Source organism: Gilliamella sp. B3172 (genome assembly GCF_026536465.1).
Lineage (GTDB): Bacteria > Pseudomonadota > Gammaproteobacteria > Enterobacterales > Orbaceae > Gilliamella.
On sequence record NZ_JAFNOA010000001.1, the window covers coordinates 387,428 to 406,130 of the forward strand.

12 protein-coding genes and 5 tRNA genes are annotated in these 18,703 nt (G+C 36.0%); 12 read left to right on the top strand and 5 right to left on the bottom strand.

All coding sequences use genetic code 11. The annotated features are described in order from the left end of the window. Nucleotides 1–146: 146 nt before the first annotated feature. Nucleotides 147–3,233 (bottom strand): beta-galactosidase, encoded by a 3,087-nt coding sequence (locus J3U37_RS01725; protein WP_267373051.1) that lies wholly within the window; start codon nucleotides 3,231–3,233, stop codon nucleotides 147–149. 429 nt (nucleotides 3,234–3,662) lie between these two features. Between J3U37_RS01725 and J3U37_RS01730 the strand changes: the two genes are divergently transcribed. After that, on the top strand, nucleotides 3,663–5,384 hold the full coding sequence (locus J3U37_RS01730; RefSeq protein WP_267373052.1) for a carbohydrate porin: 1,722 nt from the start codon (nucleotides 3,663–3,665) through the stop codon (nucleotides 5,382–5,384). A gap of 110 nt (nucleotides 5,385–5,494) precedes the next feature. Here the strand turns inward: J3U37_RS01730 and galR are convergent, their stop codons facing one another. Together galR and J3U37_RS01740 are read right to left on the bottom strand one after the other, a co-directional pair. Further along, on the bottom strand, nucleotides 5,495–6,502 hold the full coding sequence (gene galR, locus J3U37_RS01735) for an HTH-type transcriptional regulator GalR (RefSeq protein WP_267373053.1): 1,008 nt from the start codon (nucleotides 6,500–6,502) through the stop codon (nucleotides 5,495–5,497). Nucleotides 6,503–6,852: 350 nt separating this feature from the next. Further along, nucleotides 6,853–8,970: an alpha-galactosidase gene (locus J3U37_RS01740; RefSeq protein ID WP_267373054.1), complete on the bottom strand. Its 2,118-nt coding sequence runs from the start codon at nucleotides 8,968–8,970 to the stop codon at nucleotides 6,853–6,855. Between the two features lie 227 nt (nucleotides 8,971–9,197). Between J3U37_RS01740 and J3U37_RS01745 the strand changes: the two genes are divergently transcribed. From J3U37_RS01745 to J3U37_RS01775, 7 genes are all read left to right on the top strand, one after another. Further along, on the top strand, nucleotides 9,198–9,812 hold the full coding sequence (locus tag J3U37_RS01745; RefSeq protein WP_267373055.1) for a TIGR04211 family SH3 domain-containing protein: 615 nt from the start codon (nucleotides 9,198–9,200) through the stop codon (nucleotides 9,810–9,812). Further along, on the top strand, nucleotides 9,813–10,910 hold the full coding sequence (locus J3U37_RS01750; protein WP_267373056.1) for a hypothetical protein: 1,098 nt from the start codon (nucleotides 9,813–9,815) through the stop codon (nucleotides 10,908–10,910). Nucleotides 10,911–11,027: 117 nt separating this feature from the next. After that, nucleotides 11,028–11,104, top strand: a tRNA-Met gene (locus J3U37_RS01755). 35 nt (nucleotides 11,105–11,139) lie between these two features. Next, nucleotides 11,140–11,224: transfer RNA gene (locus tag J3U37_RS01760), tRNA-Leu, on the top strand. A 25-nt stretch (nucleotides 11,225–11,249) separates the two neighbouring features. Then, nucleotides 11,250–11,324 (top strand) — tRNA-Gln (locus tag J3U37_RS01765). A 75-nt stretch (nucleotides 11,325–11,399) separates the two neighbouring features. Then, nucleotides 11,400–11,484: transfer RNA gene (locus J3U37_RS01770), tRNA-Leu, on the top strand. A 22-nt stretch (nucleotides 11,485–11,506) separates the two neighbouring features. After that, nucleotides 11,507–11,581, top strand: a tRNA-Gln gene (locus tag J3U37_RS01775). A gap of 346 nt (nucleotides 11,582–11,927) precedes the next feature. Here J3U37_RS01775 and J3U37_RS01780 read toward each other — a convergent pair. Continuing rightward, nucleotides 11,928–12,728 carry a YdgH/BhsA/McbA-like domain containing protein gene (locus J3U37_RS01780; protein WP_267329760.1) on the bottom strand — a complete coding sequence of 267 codons (801 nt, stop codon included), beginning with the start codon at nucleotides 12,726–12,728 and terminating at the stop codon, nucleotides 11,928–11,930. A 317-nt stretch (nucleotides 12,729–13,045) separates the two neighbouring features. Then, a complete protein-coding gene (locus J3U37_RS01785) occupies nucleotides 13,046–13,663 on the bottom strand; it encodes an NUDIX hydrolase (protein ID WP_267373057.1) in 618 nt (205 codons plus the stop codon). Between the two features lie 110 nt (nucleotides 13,664–13,773). Between J3U37_RS01785 and J3U37_RS01790 the strand changes: the two genes are divergently transcribed. The 4 genes from J3U37_RS01790 to J3U37_RS01805 all read left to right on the top strand — a co-directional run bounded on the left by J3U37_RS01790 (nucleotide 13,774) and on the right by J3U37_RS01805 (nucleotide 18,638). Continuing rightward, nucleotides 13,774–16,245: a class I adenylate cyclase gene (locus J3U37_RS01790; RefSeq protein WP_267373058.1), complete on the top strand. Its 2,472-nt coding sequence runs from the start codon at nucleotides 13,774–13,776 to the stop codon at nucleotides 16,243–16,245. Nucleotides 16,246–16,451: 206 nt separating this feature from the next. Next, the gene (gene rpoE / locus J3U37_RS01795) at nucleotides 16,452–17,027 is read left to right on the top strand and encodes an RNA polymerase sigma factor RpoE (protein WP_220217852.1); all 576 of its coding nucleotides are present in this window, start codon (nucleotides 16,452–16,454) and stop codon (nucleotides 17,025–17,027) included. Nucleotides 17,028–17,069: 42 nt separating this feature from the next. Then, nucleotides 17,070–17,630, top strand: coding sequence for an RseA family anti-sigma factor (locus J3U37_RS01800; protein ID WP_267373059.1), 561 nt, complete (start codon nucleotides 17,070–17,072; stop codon nucleotides 17,628–17,630). A 6-nt stretch (nucleotides 17,631–17,636) separates the two neighbouring features. Continuing rightward, a complete protein-coding gene (locus J3U37_RS01805) occupies nucleotides 17,637–18,638 on the top strand; it encodes a MucB/RseB C-terminal domain-containing protein (RefSeq protein ID WP_267373060.1) in 1,002 nt (333 codons plus the stop codon). Nucleotides 18,639–18,703 lie beyond the last annotated feature (65 nt).

The window sequence follows — 18,703 nt, forward strand, 5'->3', positions numbered from 1 at the left end:
TTTTAGTGCTGACATAACCAATATCCTTTTATTTTTCCCAATATCTTTTATAGTTTGCTCTTCGTTATGATCAAGTGGTAGATTTGTAAAAGGTAGTTAGAAGGCACAAAAATTGTGCCTTTTTATTTGGTCAAAATCGGCTTATCTCAACATCTAAATACCAGTTGATAACTATAATGTTTATCCGTGAGTAAATATTCTTGATGAACATTAGGTGTCCACGAGTCATCCCCGCCAATACCCATATGATAAGCATCGATACTCACATAAGCGGTGGTTTGCGGTTCGAGTAAATGGCGATGTGATGTTTCCATTAGTTGTTTGGTACCGTATTGGTTAATATTAAATTTGAACTTTTGACCGGTGATAATCATGTCATTAAGTTGCAATTTCTTCACATCGCAACGTAAACCGTTTTCGCATGGATAAATATATGGGGTGTAGAGTGCTGAAAATGGTAATGACCACTGGGCAAAAATAGCCGAACTTTTACGGTCAGGGTAATTTTCATGAGGTCCTAAACCTAGCCATTTCACCTGTTTTGGTATCTGTCTTAATTGATAGGTCAGACCGATACGGGCAGGTGCCGGCATATCATTGTTTATATCAACATGCACCGATATTGTTAAGTTACCTTGTGAATCAAATTGATGTAACCACCTACTTTGGATGACTCGCTGGTTTTTGACATAGTAGCCGTGCAAAGCTTCAATAACAATTTTATCAATTGATTGAGTAACATCAATACCTAAGCATTGGTGGGAAAGATTGTAGTAACCCGAAGCTTTCCATTGCTCAACCCAAGCAAACGGGTTATTGTTACTGTCAAAATCACCACTAATACCAATATCATTATCAATCGGAGCTCGTATAAATTGGTCAGCAAAAGGGGAGGCTAATAATGGTTTATTGGCTTTTAACCATTGACTTAATTGCCCGGTTTGTTTATCAAATTGCCAAACTTGATTTTGAAAATTGATCACATACTGATCTTGATTTTCGCTCAATTTGAGTTGATTTTTATTCGGTACAAATGCGATCGGTGCAATGTAGTTATTCTTTAATTTCCACTGCTCCCATGCAACAATATGTTTAGCGGGTGACCAAGATGTCGCTTTGCTTTGTATCACCTGTACGGTTAAATGTAAGTCTTCATCATTAAGATCATGAGGTAATTTATCTAATAAAGTGATCGATACGCTGGCAGTTGGTTTAATATCGAGTTTAATTTTGTTACTTATTTTTTTCTTGCCATTTAGCGATAATTCCCAGTGCAAAACTTCATTATTGCTATGTTGGAATAGGTATTCGCTGGTAATTTCAATTATTAGTGGTTCTTGATTAATTAATTTAAATTGAAAAGGTTGTTGTATTTTTTTTGCCTCGATGACACTTGGGTGTAATTTGCGATCGGGAAAAACTAAACCGTCTAAGCAAAATTGTCTGTCATGGTATGCTTCGCCAAAATCACCGCCATAAGCCCAGTAGCTGTCACCAGATTGAGTATGACAACGAATACCATGATCAGCCCATTCCCAGATAAAACCACCTTGTAATCGAGGGTATTGTCTGAATGCTTGCCAATATTTAAAAAATCCGCCTAAGCTATTACCCATAGCATGGGCATATTCACAGAGTATTAAAGGGCGTTTTTCATTAGGCATTGAAATCCATTTTTTTATCGCCCATTTAGGGACGTAAGGGTGTGGTTGATCTTGATCGACTCTTGCATACATCGGGCAAATAATATCGGTAGCAGCTGTATTCGCACCACCGCCTTCGTACTGAACCGGACGAGTGGGATCATGACTTTTTATCCAAGCATAAAGTGCATCGTGATTGGCTCCATGTCCCGATTCATTACCTAACGACCAAATGATTATAGATGGATGATTGCGATCTCGCTGTACCATGCGAGTGACTCTTTCACTGTAAGCGGCAAGCCACCTTGGGTCATCAGATAAGCGGGACATTGGAAACATACCATGCGTTTCAATGTTTGCTTCGTCTACTAAATACAGGCCATATTGATCACAAAGTTCATACCAGCGAGGATCGTTGGGATAATGGCTACAGCGAACAGCGTTAAAATTGTGCTGTTTAATGAGTTTAATATCTTGCAACATGGCTTCTTCGGTGAGTGCATAACCCATATCCGGAAAAAATTCGTGTCGATTAGTTCCTTTTATCAGTAATGGTTTACCGTTTATACAAAGTTGCCCATGCTTAATTTCAATAGTGCGAAAACCAACATTATAAGCTTCTGACTCGATTAATCCGTTCTTTTTGTGATATAAGCTGACAACCACACGGTAAAGATTGGGCGTTTCAGCACTCCATATCTGCGGTTTGGTAACGGGGATGCGGCAATATAAACGGTCATTATATCCGCCTTTTTCATCGATCGACGGTGTACCGATTGATTGCTGATGTTCGGCAATTAAAGTATTTTTTTGCCATAATTCAATATCGACCTTTAATAACTCGCTATCACCGTGATGTTTAACATCAATTTGTAGTGATAAATTAGCATTTTGATAACAATCATCAAATTGAGTTTGAATTTCAATATTTCGAAGATGCGATTTTGGTTTATTAAGTAATGAAACGCCACGAAAGATACCACTTAATCGCCACATATCTTGATCTTCAAGATAACTACCGTCACACCATTTTAAAACTAATACCGCAATGCGGTTTTTACCTGCTTTTAAAAATGGTGTTAAATCAAATTCAGCGGCAATTCGACTATCTTGTGAATAACCAACCCAATGACCATTACACCAAAGGTGAAAAGCTGAACTCACACCGTCAAAGATGATTCTTGTTTCACCTTCACCTAGCCACTGTTTTGTTATATCAACATAGGTTGAATAGCAGCCTGTTGGGTTGTCCTCGGGCACAAAGGGAGGATTATAAGTAAAAGGGTAACGAATGTTAGTATAAACCGGTGAATCATAACCCTGTAATTGCCAATTAGAGGGTACAGGTATGGTTGTGGTATCGAGCTCTTTTTTTAACCACGATTCGGGGACAAGTTTTGGACTAGTAAAATAGCTAAAAAACCAATCGTCATTTAACGATATTATTGCATCACTATGGCTATTGTTTTTCGCACTTTGTTTGTCTCGCCAGCTATGGAATAAGGGGTGCGTATCAAGTTTGTTAATACTCAAAACGGATAAATTATTCCAATCATGTCGGTTTATAATTTCATTAAAAGACGGATTCATATATTCTCCACTTATTCTTAAGCTATCAATTTTGGGTTAATTCATATACGTTTTTAAATCTCTTTAATTATAAATAACCAACGTTCAAAAACAGTGATCAACTTAACATTTATGTAATCGCATACATATTTATTAAATAAGATTATTAGTTGTTTTTTATCTTAAAAATTAATATGCGATTACACCTCCGGTTTTTGCTAACAACAAAAAAATTATTACTGTGATATAGTTCACAATATTGGCAATAAGTTTTTGAATAACCATTTTTATTCGTTATATTAAAAAGCGTCCATAAATGGATTTGGATTGTTACCGAGCATATATTATCGGGCAAAACCTAAAGAACAGCGAAAACTGTTCTTTAGGTTTTTTTTTGTCCCAAATTTACGGGGCTTTTAATTGTTCAGCAAAATAAATGAGTAGGGAAAAATGAAAAATTCAACAAAAACAGTATGTAAAGTAAAACTTAAACGAATCGTTTTAGTGACTTTGCTTAGTTTGTGTTATTTGCCAAATGCTATGGCTGCTACTCAAGATGAGTTAGAAGCAAGGCTTGCTGTATTAGAGCAGAAATTATTAGCACTTAGTGAAGAGTCTAATGATTTAAAAAAACAAGTAATAGCATCAAATAAACAAATTGCAAAATTAAATAGCGATCTACAAAAACAACAAGTAGTGATAAACAATCAGAAAAAAGCCCTTAAAAATAGCCAATCAACAGAGATTGTCAAACAACAAACGCCAGTTAACCCACCCAAACAGGTTATTGATAACAATCAAGTTATTATTGTAAGTAACAATGGCGAAGCTACACAACAAGTAGATCAACCAGTGAAAACTACTTTCACTCTAGACGAATTTAAAGATTATATTAAAGAAGAAATTGGTTTTTCTTATAACGGCTATTTTCGTGGTGGATGGTCAACTTCCAGAAACGGAAAACCTAAAAACTATGCTGAAGGGGCATTAGGTCGATTTGGTAATGAGTATGGTGGTTGGTATGATCTTATCTTTAAGCAAAAAGTGTATGATCAAGATTCAAGGCGAGTTGATGCCATTGTTATGATTGACGGAAATGTGGCAACGAATAAAGCAGCAGGGCTATTTAATACTCAAGATGATAATATTATGCAGTTTTCTGATATTTATTTGGAAACTACAGGATTTGTCCCTTTCTTTCCTGAAGCAAAACTTTGGGTGGGTAAACACTCTCTACCTTATAACGAAATCCAGATGTTAGACTGGAAAACACAAAAAACCCCTGCCGGTGGTGGTATCGGTATCGAAAATCTCAAAGTGGGTGTCGGCGCACTTGATTTAGCATTAGTTCGAGCGGATGTGAATGTTAGAAATGGCAAAAAAGAAGTAATTGGAACTGATAGTGAGGGGAATGAATTAACCCAATATAAAAAAGAAGAAGTTGATTTGAATGAAATAGAGATTCGTTACCGTGATATCCCGCTGTGGAATGATGCAACGCTCGGTGTTAATGCACGTTATTCAGCGCCGAATAAATCAAAAATTCAAGATAGTGTGTCTGTCAAAAATGCTTGGTTAGCAAGTTTAGTTTTACGCCAAAATCAATTCTTTGGTGGGTTTAATCAGTTTACTTTACAAACGGCTACCAATTCGGTTGCTTCGCATTTTGCTAATATTAATACGAATAACCCTGAGTTTGCAGCTAATGCCGATAATGACTATATTGGTACACATACGGGCGGTAAAGCGTACCGTTTAGTCTCTGAAGGCGAGGCTTATTTAAGTGATGATGTTATTGTTGCTCATGCAATAGCATTAACCACAGGTAATGATGTTTATTCTTATGATCTTAACCTACCGCACACCGATTTTAGCAGCTTCAAATCCGCAATTCGACCTGCTTATATCTGGGATAATTATAATCAAAGTGGTGTAGAGATTGGTTATTTCAAACAGAAGAATAAAGCGGGTAACAACACTTATCGAGAGGAAGGATATAAAACAACGCTTTATCACTCTTTTAAAGTTGGAAAAAGTATTTTATCTTCCAGACCGGATATCCGTTTTTATGTCTCTTATATTGAATCGTTGCAAAATGATATAAGTAAGTTTGATTTTAACGGTAAAGATCATCAATTGAGTTTTGGTGTTCAAACTGAAGTTTGGTTTTAGTCATTACGGCTAAAATCAAAAAAATTTCATCTGAACAATGACAAGGTTAATTTGCTTTGCTCAAATTGTTCAGATGATATTTATATTTTAGGAAATAGGAAAATTTAAACTTATTCTTGTATAAAATTAACTGAATAGCGTTTGGTTAATGTTGGTACAAATACATTAACTAGATTAGTCGGAGGCTCTTCGCCTTTAGCTAATAACAAGGCAAGTTCAGCAGCTTGCTCAGCCATAGTTTGTAACGGATAGCGAACAGTGGTTAATTTGGGATGTAAGTACCTTGCCAGTAATAAATCATCAAAACCAATAATCGAAACTTCGTTAGGGATCTTAATATCGTTGTCATAAAGTACGGACATTGCACCAGCTGCCATGGAGTCGTTGTAGCAAGCTATAGCGGTAATCTGACGATTGCGTTCAAGTAATGACATCATTGCTTGCTCGCCACCGACTTCATTTGGTGATGCAAAAGTAATTAAATTTTCATCAACTTTTATATTATGTTCAGCTAATGCCTCTTTATAACCTTGTAATCGATCTGATGAGTCAGATATTTCATGATTAGAACATAAATAACCAATTTGACGATGACCATTTTGGATCAAATGTTTAACCGCTAAATATGACCCATAGCGATCATCAAGAGCGATACAACGTTTTTCAAAACCTTTAACTATTCGGTTAATTAAAACCATGCCCGGCACTTGTTGCATTAACTTTATTAATCTAGAATCTGGCAAAACTTTAGCATGGACAACCAGTGATGAGCATCGGTGTTCAATGAGCTGTGTGATAGCATTGTATTCTTGTTCTTCTTGGTGATATCCATTACCAATTAATAAAAAGTTTCCTGTTCGTTTGGCCACTTTCTCAATTGTTGTGACCATAGCGCCAAAAAAAGGATCAGAGACATCCGCAACGACAATACCGATTGTATTTGAATTTTGCTGGGATAATGCACGTGCATTAGCATCTGGATAATAGTCTAATTTTTCCATGGCTTTTTTCACAATTTCACGTGTTTTATCACTGACATTGTCTGCGTTATTGATCACTCTTGATACTGTTGCAACAGATACTTTAGCTAATTGTGCAACATCTTTTATTGTCGCCATAAAAAAGACCCTTTATTTAATTACTTCTTATAAAATTATGTTTTTATGTATATTATTTGTCAATATAGAGCTTGTAGACTACCAACGATTAAAAACAAAAAGGGCTAGTAAAGCGGAAGGGGAACCTGCACTTGAATCATTTTACTTGCATCCTAAAGTTGATTCTGTTTGTAAAACATATTACTCCAAATATGTGACTTCACTATGCATGATAAGGCAAAACGTTAAGTTTGCCAAACCCTATCTAATCCTGAATCGTTTCAGTAAAAATAAGTTATTAAAGGGGACGTGGATATTTTCACCTTTTCCCCTTTTTTTCATAAATGCTAAGTTATGGATTTTAAGTCATATTATTTAGCTGTTACTTTTATCAGCATTGCCGTAGCAGGATCTAGAACTGGCAATGGTAATCCGATATTCATTAACCAATCTCCAGATAATATGGTTTGTTGCTCCATCCATTTTGGTAATACTTTCATTGCATGACCACTAATTTTTGGATCAATATTATCCGGCATATCTAACACTTCAATGTGATATTGTTTATCCGGTAATAAACCTGTTAAACGTAAATTACCACTTAATGCATAAGTTGGTAGTGCTAATTGTGCGACAATGAAAGCGGCTTGTTTTTGGTCTTGGCTGACAACCCCATAACTTTGCATAGCTGGCGCATCGTCCACATCTAAACGAACGCTGTTACCATTATGCAGTAATGGCCGAAGTTGTTTATGTAATTTGATATAGTGCGCAAAACCTTGTTGCTCAGCGTCTGACTCTTTAACCGGGTCTAGTTCAACGCCCATATGTCCGAATAACGCTGTTAAGCCCCGTAAATTCATGTGTAATTGACGGAAAGTTGTATGGCATAATGCACCACCAATATGCGCCCCCATTACCTCTGGAGGGAAGAAATAACTCATACCACGTTGAATAATTTGTCGATCTAAGGCATCGTTAGAGTCTGAAGTCCAGAAACGTTGAGTTCGTTTTAAAATCTCATAATCAATACGCCCACCACCTGATGAACACGATTCAATTTCAACATGAGGGAATTTTTGTTGTAAGATATCAATCAATCGATAAAGTGCTTTTGTTTGTCCGACAATTGCCGGGTAGCCTTCATGACCAGCTTGAACGATTTCACGATTCATATCCCATTTAATGTAATCAATATCATAACTACTGAGCAACCAAGTCAATCTTTCCAATAGGTAATCAAAAACGGCTGGATTTTGTAAATCGAGTAAATATTGATGTCGCCCTTCTGGTTGATTGTAACCTCGTAACTCGAGTAACCAATCCGGATGAGCCCGATAAAGATCAGAATTTTTATTGATCATCTCCGGTTCGACCCAGATACCAAATTCCATACCGAGATCTTTCACATGTTTGATTACAGGCTCTAAACCATTTGGGTATTTTCGTTCATCTAAATACCAATCACCTAATGCTTGATAGTCATCGTCTCGTTTACCAAACCAACCGTCGTCAATAATAAAGCGTTCCACGCCCATTTGAGCTGCTTTGGTTGCCATTTGCATAATATAATCCGGGTTATGGTCAAAAAAGATCCCTTCCCAAGTATTAAGATGCACCGGACGTGGTTTATTTTGTACAAATTTAATGATATTTTGGCGTAAAAATTGATGAAAATTTTGGCTCATTTTATTTAAGCCTTCATCGCTATAAGTCGCATATAGCCAAGGCGTGCTGAGTGTTTCTCCTTTAGCTAAAGATATCTCACCTGAATAGTAGAGAGCTTCTGCTTGAATAAAACGTTTACCATTACTTTTTACGGCGACTTGAATTCGGTGATTACCACTCCAACCCAAATGAATTCCCCAAACTTCGCCAGTCTGTTCTTTAAATCCTTCTGCGCCTACAACCATTCCCGGAAAATATTCGTGCGATGTGCGCCCACGACGGTTTTCCTGTAAATATCCACAATGTTCTATTTTTGTTCGATGTGGGAAAAACTCTTTAATCCACCGCCCACTAAATGCCATTAGCTCCTGCGCTCGTTCCGGAATAGGTAGTGTTACTGATAGACGGCTAACTTGATAGGGTTCATCTGCTAAATTAGTCAGACTATTTTGACACTGCAAAACGCCGCTATCATCCAAAATTAATCTGCTAGTTAACCGGAGTTTTGCAATATTATCCTCACTGATTATGGTGATGTCATTACCGGATGTTTTAACTTCTTTGGTGACAAAAACAGGGGACCAATCTTGACCATTTCGATGTCCTTCAAGCCCGGGAGTACTAAAATTACCTAAGCCTTCTTCTGGGCTAAGCGTAAAAGGTACGTCAACATCAATACGCGCATTAGGCACCGCAGGTATAAACATATCTATCGCATCCGGTGACATGTCATGTAACCGTTTACCAAAATAACAAAGTTCTGCATAAGGTTTAGTGCGTAAGATAATATCGATATTATTATTTCTAAGATGATAGTTCATGTCTTCTCCCAAAGTTAATCACATCACGGGTATAAGATAATGAAAATTGAACTAAAATAGTATTATTAATTGTTAATTTTGTGATTAAGATCTCATAAAATGTAATCGGTTTCATTTTTTAAGTGAAAACTTATTATCTATTTATTCATAATTATTCTAAATGGTTATGCGAAAAGCCTATTTTTTATGTTATTATGTAACAATTATGAATAAATAGCAGAAATATCATGAAAAAACAGAATATTATTACTTTTGCTTCGCTTTTAACATTAGTGTTTAGTGCCAATGCTGTCGATAAATATGTATCTGACAATGTGGATGTTTATTTACGTCGAGGACCGAGCTCTAATTATGCTTTCTCAGGTTCGGTTAAAGCTGGCGATAAAGTTGTTGAATTAGAAAAAAGTGCTGACGGTAAATATACACGAATTCAGACTCGTAATGGTGGTTCTGCTTGGATCGAGTCAGCAAAATTGAGCGAAAATCCTAGTTATAAAGAGCGTTTTCCTGAATTAGAAGCCCAACTTGCTGAATATAAAGATAAAGTCGAAAATGCAGAGAAACATCAACAAGATATGGTTAAAAGCTATGTTGAAAAACTGCAAGTTTCTGATGAATTAGTTGAGACGTTGCAAAATAAAAATAAAGCACTTGAAGCAAAATCAAAACAGCTTGAAAGTCAACTTGAATCAATGTTAAATCAAGTTGATGACAAGCGCCGTGATCTGATTGTCACATGGTTCACTTATGGTGGGCTTGTTGCCGGTGGCGGTTTAATTTTGGGGCTTATTTTACCTCATATTATTCCTCGTCGACGCAATAAAGATCGGTGGATGCGCTAAATGAGTAAAATCTATCTTGTTGGTGGCTCTGTACGGGATAGATTGTTAAATCTACCGGTGACGGATCGTGATTGGGTGGTTGTAGGTGCAACACCCGATGAGCTTTTATCATTAGGTTACCAGCAAGTGGGTAAAGACTTTCCTGTCTTTTTACATCCTGTCACAAAAGAAGAGTATGCTTTAGCTCGCACCGAAAGAAAATCCGGTAAAGGTTATACCGGATTTATCTGTGATTTCAATAAAACAATTACCCTAGAACAAGATCTTATTCGTCGGGATTTGACCATTAATGCTATTGCAATGGACGAAAACGGCAATATAGTTGATCCTTACCATGGTGTTGAAGATCTCAATCATAAATTATTACGCCATGTTTCCCCCGCTTTTCGAGAAGATCCTTTGCGTATCTTACGTGTTGCTCGTTTTGCTGCTCGTTATGCTCATTTAGGTTTTACCATTGCTCAAGAGACTAAAGATTTAATGGTTGAGATGGTGCAGGGGGGCGAGGTTAATTCCCTCACACCCGAACGTGTTTGGAAAGAGACCGAAAAGGCTTTAGCGACCCAAAATCCACAAATCTATTTTGAAGTTCTAAAACAGTGTGGGGCGCTATCAATCTTGTTTACACCTTTAACACTCTCTGAAGCGAATTTAGCGGCATTGAAACAATCAGCTATAATTACTGACGAACTTGTGGTGCGTTTTGCTGTGTTATGTGCCAAGATGCCAACACGTCAATCTGTTGAGGCATTATGTTCACACATTAAAGCGCCAAATAACTTTTCTAAGACAGCTATTATGGTGCAACAAAACATTAATCGTGCCGTTTGTGCTGACAAACTGACAGCGCAACAACTTAATGATTTATTCAATAGTATTGATGTTTGGCGAAATCCGGCGCATCTTAATCAACTGATTGCTGCTGGCCAAGCTTATGCAACCAGCAAGGAGTTTACTCAAGCTCGATATCTTAAAGACGCTTATAAAATCGCTAGTAGTGTCAATGTGCAAGATATTATTGCAGAAGGCTTTGCAGGAAAGTTTATTCAAGTTGAGTTACAAAAAAGACGAATTGAAGCGTTATTAAACTGGATTTGATTGCATCTTAATCAGTTGCGACTTTTTTTTAAAATATCTAAAAAAAAGGGTTGACGATTTGGCTTAACACAAGCATAATGCGCCTCGCAGTGTTGGTTATGACGTTGCGAATGAAATGGCTACGTAGCTCAGTTGGTTAGAGCACATCACTCATAATGATGGGGTCACAGGTTCGAATCCCGTCGTAGCCACCATTAAGATTAAGTTTACTTTATTAAAAGTATATAATGCGGGTGTGGCGAAATTGGTAGACGCACCAGATTTAGGTTCTGGCGCCGCGAGGCGTGGGGGTTCAAGTCCCTTCACCCGCACCATTTTAATCTTAATGTTTATCCTTATTGGGGTATAGCCAAGCGGTAAGGCAGCGGGTTTTGATCCCGCCACGCCCAGGTTCGAATCCTGGTACCCCAGCCATTCCAATCTGCATATTTTGATATCTATTAGCTAATCTGTTTTGTCTTTGCTTTATACATTCTTGGTTATTCCTTTACGGGTATGGCGGAATTGGTAGACGCGCTAGATTCAGATTCTAGTTCCGAAAGGTGTGCGAGTTCAAATCTCACTACCCGTACCAGATATCTCTTCTCCATTATAATTGGGGTATAGCCAAGCGGTAAGGCAGCGGGTTTTGATCCCGCCATGCCCAGGTTCGAATCCTGGTACCCCAGCCATTTTTACCACATGCAAATATTTTCTAATCTGCTTTGAATCTCTCAATATACAATTATTACTCAACCTTCTTTTTATATTTCTGTATTGGTCCGAATAGGATATCGCTAATTTTAGGCAAACTAAGCATAGTTCAAATAACTTAGGTATCGAATAAGTTCATTATTACTTATCTGGATTTGATGCATGATCGGACTGAGTTTATAGGCTGACAGATGAAAGTTAATTAATGAAGAAGCTTTGTGAGTAGGAATATACGAGCGGATTTGATAGATAAACCTAAATTGCGTTAAAAAAGTCCACAAGCGATATTTATTGATGTCGCTTGTGGAGTTTGTTTATTTAAACTTATTTATATAAATTTAAATATACTGTTTGTGCAGTTCCTGCGCGGTTGGCTGAAACTTCTTTGACATAATAGAAATGGGCACCGTTAGCAATAGCATGTTTTTGAGCAGCAGCGCTTATTTCACTGGTGTTATTAAAGACACCATGGAAAGTAATGGTTTCATAAGGTTGCATTGTTTTAAATGCATCACTGCTAATTTCGTAAGCATCTTGACCTGCAATTGCTTTAGTTACGATGAAGTTTCTTACTGGTGCATCTTTTTTATAAAGTAATACATCAACATCTTGTGCACGGTTTTTGGTATCCGCCGCTGAAATTGAATCTACATAAAATGCGTAAGCACCTTTTTCAGTTGCAAGCTTACTTGCTTCATCCATAATTTCAGATGTATTGTTGTAATTGCCTTTGAATTTGACAACTTCAAATGGAAGGTAATAAAGGGCTTTAGAGCGAGAATAAACTACGACATTATTATGTGTAATTGGCTCTTTACTAACGGCAATAGGGGCATTTTGTAAATAGATGTCGGCATAAACAATGGCTCGATCAGATGAATCGCCAGCAGATGCGCTTTCGATCGCTTTGATATGATAATATTTTGCGCCTGCTTCATCAGCTGCTCTAGAAATGTCATCAGCTGCGTTTTGTGCTTGTAAATAAGAACCTGTCACTGAAATTTCTTTTAATGGAATTAAGTTTTCACTTTGTTGCTCAGTTAAAGGCTCTGCGGCATAAAGATTTGCAACAGGTAAAGATAATAATAAGGCTAGAGCGATAGATGATTTATTAAGATGCTTCATGTTAGTATCCTTCATATTTAGGTTAAAATTATAATCAATCTTTAACGCTTACTTAATGGCAGATATTACGGCATAAAAAGGAGAGAGATTTACTTTAAGTACTCTCGGATTTTGTCTTTGTCTACTTATAAAAAGCGTTAGACAATAAGTTGTCCATGAGGGAATTGTTAAACAACTTATATTATATATATATGATTATTAGGCTAAAAATCAAGATATTTATATTAAAAAAATGTTTTTTCGCATAAATTGCAAAAAAATTACAGATAATTTAAGTGATTTTCAAGGAAAAATACTGTCTAATAATCAACCAAATTTTATCGATTAGTGTTAATTGTTTGAATAAAATTTTGGATGATCTGAGCAGTTAATCCCCAAATAACGTGATTATGGAATTGATAAAAATAGACTCGATGTTCAGATCTTTTTTGCCAATCAGTTGATCGATTAGGTAATAAGTCAAAAGGAAAATCATTAGCCGGCTTATGACCGACTAACATGGTTGCTTGTTTCGGGGAATTATTAATAAACCATTGAATAGGTACAGTGAAAATATCTTCAACTTCATCTGTATTGAGCTGTAAATTATTTATAGAATCGATTTTACCAACAAAGGGATAGATAACCATTCCTAAACTGGCTATAAATTTTGGTAATTGACCTAAAATTGTGATCTGATTGGTACTAATGCCGAGCTCTTCATTGGTTTCTCTAATTGCGGTATCTTGGGGTGTTAAGTCGTTTTTTTCCACTTTTCCACCCGGAAAACAGATATCGCCCGGCTGCCATTTTAGCGTTTTGGATCGAATTTGAAACAGCAATTGTAATTGATCATCGATCTCAACAATTGGAATCAATATTGCTGCTTTATGATTGATTTCTTTTTGAAAATTGGTGTTTTTTAAAATGTGAGCTATTTTTTCGATTGAGATCATAATATTTATTTTGTTTTATTTTTAATTTTACATTGTTTTTACGTTATAATAGGCAAATATTAGATTGAAGTTGTTCGTTAGTAGTAAATGTGTTTCACCTGAATAATGCTATGCAATACTATATTAAAAACATAAAAAAAGAACTTAAAGATCTTGCTTTACTGAAACACGAACGAGCACGAAGTGGTATGTCGGTGGAATTCCAACGAGTATTTTCTTTACTACCGGCTCTTTTTCATTATCATCATCCAAATTTACCCGGCTACATTAATCAAGAAGTACCGTCCGGCATTACTTACTATCAAATTCCTGATAAGACGGCTGAGCAACTTGAAGTTGATTTCAATTTTACTGCAACTGAAATAAATCCACGCTCTGACATATCGGCTTTATATTCAATGGGCAGTACTTGCTCAATAGGTCAATCAGTTACATCTGATCTCGATATTTGGGTTTGTGTAGAAAATAATTTATCTGAAAAAAGAAAGCAAGTTTTAATCCAAAAATGTCGTTTGATAGAGCAATGGGCTCAAGAACTTGATGTGAAATTGACACTCTTTGTGGTTGATGTTGATCGTTTTATTAATAAGCATCATGAATGTTTAATGGGTGAAAATTGTGGATCAGCACAACATATATTACTGCTTGAAGAGTTTTACCGCTCTGCCAATTTGCTTGCGGGTAAATTTTTATTATGGTTTGCTGTTCCTGCTAATTTTACGATCAATGATACAAAATACCCAACTTATGAAGCCTGCGTGCAAGGCTTAATTGATTCTAAAATTATTCAACGTGAAGAGTGGATTGATTTTGGACCATTAACCGGATTATCAGCCGAAGAGTATTTTGGTGCTAGCTTATGGCAACTTTATAAAAGTATTGATTCGCCGTTCAAAGCGGTGTTGAAAACGTTATTACTTGAAGCCTATTCTTGGATTTATCCCGAAAATAGACCTATTGCCTTTCAAATGCGAGAGTGTATACAACAGTCTCAAACCCATAAAGGGAATTACTTAGATTCTTACTTATTGCTGTTAGAAAGGATCTCTGATTATTTGATTGAACTGAAAGATTTCGAACGATTGGAACTAGTAAGACAGTGCTTTTATTTAAAAGTGAATGAAAGTTTATCCGTTCTAACGCAAACGGCATCTTGGCGGCGAAAAGTGCTCGATGATTTAGTCAAACAATGGGGCTGGGGAAAACCGCTTATTGCTAAATTAGATGCTTATCAATCGTGGAAAATCGAGCAAGTGCGTGAAGTCCATGAAGTGCTTTTACACACAATGATGACAGGGTATCGTAACTTACTCAATTTTGGTCGTCGAAATAATTTAGATTCACGCATAAGCCCGCAAGATTTGGCCATACTTACTCGCAAACTGTATGCATCATTTGAGGTATTGCCGGGTAAAATTACAGCGTTAAAACTCAATATTTCTGATAATTTGCAAGAAAATGTTTTAACCTTTATTCATGTTAAAGAAGATAGAATAAATCGAGCGGGTTGGTATATTTTTAAGCAACAGCCTGTTTTAGAATCGATTATTGGGCATCAATATTTAGAGTATAGCAAGTATTTAGTTAAGCTTGTCGGCTGGTGCTATTTCAATGGTTTAATCTCTGACTCGACTGAGTTTTATTATTACGACGGTGATGAGCGAGATAATGGAAAAATTACCCAATTAATTGCAGATCTAAAAGCTTATTTTCCAATTGATGTGCCGGCAGCAACCGAAGAGCAGCTTTACGGGCCTTGTGAAATCCGCCATTTAGCCATTATGTTAAATCTTGAAAATGATCCAACTTCAAATCTTGCATTTGAAAATGAGATCGGCACAAATGTGTTAAATTATGGCACCGAAGAATTAAGCTTGATTGGTTCGATTGATTTATTATATCGAAATTCATGGAATGAAATACGGGTACTACATTTTAATGGTGCACTGTGTGTACTTGAAGCAATTAAAGCGCTACTTAATCGCATGCATAAAGATGCTGATTTACCTGATTCAATCGAAATCTTTTGTTATAGCAAATTTTTAAGTGATGAAATTAAAACGCAGGTAAAAAAATTAATGGATGAGTGTATTGATTTGCGTTTGACAACAACTCAAAATAACCTAACGCAAGTTAAACCGCTTAGAATCGATGGTCAATCTTGGTATCTATTTTTTGAACGGCTTGGGGTTTCGTTTCATCAATTTGAAAACGCTATTGATTTTTATGGTGCAGTATCCAATAATAAAGTTCAGGGACGACCTCTAAATATGCTCGATGAAACTAATGAATTGCCAAAAGAGATAGATACTGTCGCATATGTAGGGATTATTCAGTTCTTTTTTGAAGATACTGATACAGGATTTGACCTTTATATTCTCAATGAACATAATCAAGTTGAAATATATCGTAATTGTAATGGTACCAAAGAAAACATGGTAAAAGCGATTAATGATTTTTACGTTTTATCTGATGATCGTTTTACTTTTACCACTAGCAGTTCGGTAAATTTCAATTTACCTCAATTTTATCAGATCATATATAATGATGACGGTTGTCGAGAGATCCTTTTATTAAATTAAAAGATCTTTAAAAAGATCATGTTAAGAAGTTTCAGAAATATACTACGTTTCAGTATAAAAATAGTGGAGATTCTGTTTTTCTGGTAAAAAAAATAAAATTTCTATTAAAATAATGGGAACTTTTTTCAATTTTAAGAATCTAACAGTTAGTGAGCACAATTTTGGGCCAACTAATTAGTTATTAACATAATGAGGAATGGCCTTAAATGGGGGAGCAATTAACAGACCAAGTTTTAGTTGATCGTGTTTTGAACGGAGATAAAAATGCGTTTAATTTGCTTGTCGTTCGTTATCAAAACAAGCTAGCTCATTTGGTCTCTCGTTATGTTTTACCTTCGGAAGTTCCCGATGTTGTGCAAGAAACTTTTATTAAGGCTTATCGTTCGTTAAGTCTATTTAAAGGTGAAAGTATTTTTTATACTTGGTTGTATCGAATAGCCGTAAATACAGCTAAAAATTATTTAGTTTCTCAAGGTCGAAGACCACCATCTTCGGACATTGATGCAAGTGAAGCAGAAACTTATGAAGGTGCAGACTCGTTAAGAGATTTTGATAATCCGGAAAGTTTAGTGCTTTCGAAAGAAGTTGAAAAAGTTGTATTTGAAGCTATTGAGGCATTACCTGATGATTTAAGAACCGCTATCACACTACGTGAGATCGATGGATTAAGTTACGAGGAAATAGCCGAAATCATGGATACACCTGTTGGAACAGTAAGATCACGTATTTTTAGAGCGCGTGATGCTATTGATGAAAAAATAAAGCCACTTATTAGTGGTTAACCTAAAATCGTTATAAGTAGTCATAAATTTAAGGTATCTACTATGCAAATAGAACAGAAACAGCAACTTTCATCACTCATGGATGGTGAGTTTTCAGATGATCGTATCATTGATGCAGTATCAAATGATGAAAGTTTGCAATCTTGCTGGCACCGCTATCACATTGTAAGAGAAGCAATGCGTGGAGAACTGCACAGTAGTACATTAACTTTAGATCTTTCCGATCAAATTGCCCAAGCTATTGCGAATGAAGATTTATATACGCCTTTAGCTGAGCAACCTGATCAACATGAAGTGTCATTACCAAAACCTGAAAATCTATTCTGGATTCGTACCAAAGATTTGCTGGGAAAAGTAAGCCAAGTAGCTTTAGCTGCTTGTGTCACATTAGCAATTATTGCTGGTGTTCAGTATCATCAGGGTAAATCAGATGATACTAATGGCATTCCTCTATTAAATACTGTGCCTATGGGAGTAAATGTTGCGCCAGTAGGTGGCATTAAACAGCAAAATGATCAACAGTTACTTGATAAAAGGCAATATGATAAAATTAGGTTATTAGTTCAAGATTATGAATTACAAAAAAGGTTAAATGCCCAATAAATTATAATGAAACTGATAATTGATATCATAAATTTAATCTCTAAACAGAGTAAAAATTGTATTATTACTCTGTTTTTTATGTTGTGCTCGTTTTCATCATTTGCCACCCAAACTGAGCAAGCTTTAAAACTATTAAATAAAATGAGTGATGCGGTTCAAACCCGTAGCTATCAAATTCATTTCCTTTCGCAAGATAGAGATGATTATGTTAATACCTTCCAATACACCCATTTAGGTGCATCAAAAAAAGAGGATGTTAACGCTCATTTGCTCTATCTTGAAGGTCCTGCAAAAGAGATCATATTACACAACAATATCACGAGTTATTTTCAACCTGATAGCGCTTCGTTTTCAATCAATAGCCCTCGTATAACTGAAGCTTTTCCTGATGTCATTTATAATAATTTTGATGAACTAGTAAGCACTTATGATTTTATCTTATTAGGAAAAACCCGAACGGCAAACAGAAGTGCTCAATTGGTGAAAATGATCGCCAAAGATAAAGATCGTTACAGTTATGTTATTTGGATCGATGACGAAAACTTTTTACCTATTCGAATTGATCTGCTTGATCTTGATAGTGAAATTATTAATCAATTTAAGGTAATTGATTGGGATGAAAACTTCGATCAAAAAGCCTTTAAAAAATATATTGAAGGTCATACTTATCCAATTTTATTATCGATTGAAACACAGAATCACGTGCTTGATGCATGGCGTTTAGCTTGGTTGCCAAAAGGATTTAAAGAAGTTGCAGCTTACAGTGTCAATTTTTATAATTCCGATATCGCCACTAAGTTGTTTTCTGATGGTGTGTTTTCCTTTACTGTCAATGTCTCGTCAGAACAAGCCAGCCAACTTAATCAACTTATCCAACAAGGTGGACGGACTATTTTTTCAACCAATGTAGGTAATAAAAACATTATTATTATCGGCAATCTTCCCCAAAATACAGTTGAACGAATTGCACAAAATATTGTTGAGAAACCAAAGGAAACATCTCGATAACACTATGCTTAGTGACTATTAAAGTGTAAAATGTCCATTTTCTATTTTCGTGATTATCTAAATTG

Coding starts and splice junctions, on each gene's coding strand:
- J3U37_RS01740 (WP_267373054.1), bottom strand. CDS start 8,970: ATGAACTATCATCTTAGAAATAATAATATCGATATTATCTTACGCACT.
- J3U37_RS01790 (WP_267373058.1), top strand. CDS start 13,774: ATGCAATACTATATTAAAAACATAAAAAAAGAACTTAAAGATCTTGCT.
- J3U37_RS01805 (WP_267373060.1), top strand. CDS start 17,637: ATGAAACTGATAATTGATATCATAAATTTAATCTCTAAACAGAGTAAA.
- J3U37_RS01800 (WP_267373059.1), top strand. CDS start 17,070: ATGCAAATAGAACAGAAACAGCAACTTTCATCACTCATGGATGGTGAG.
- J3U37_RS01750 (WP_267373056.1), top strand. CDS start 9,813: ATGAGTAAAATCTATCTTGTTGGTGGCTCTGTACGGGATAGATTGTTA.
- J3U37_RS01780 (WP_267329760.1), bottom strand. CDS start 12,728: ATGAAGCATCTTAATAAATCATCTATCGCTCTAGCCTTATTATTATCT.
- J3U37_RS01745 (WP_267373055.1), top strand. CDS start 9,198: ATGAAAAAACAGAATATTATTACTTTTGCTTCGCTTTTAACATTAGTG.
- galR (WP_267373053.1), bottom strand. CDS start 6,502: ATGGCGACAATAAAAGATGTTGCACAATTAGCTAAAGTATCTGTTGCA.
- rpoE (WP_220217852.1), top strand. CDS start 16,452: ATGGGGGAGCAATTAACAGACCAAGTTTTAGTTGATCGTGTTTTGAAC.
- J3U37_RS01730 (WP_267373052.1), top strand. CDS start 3,663: ATGAAAAATTCAACAAAAACAGTATGTAAAGTAAAACTTAAACGAATC.
- J3U37_RS01725 (WP_267373051.1), bottom strand. CDS start 3,233: ATGAATCCGTCTTTTAATGAAATTATAAACCGACATGATTGGAATAAT.
- J3U37_RS01785 (WP_267373057.1), bottom strand. CDS start 13,663: ATGATCTCAATCGAAAAAATAGCTCACATTTTAAAAAACACCAATTTT.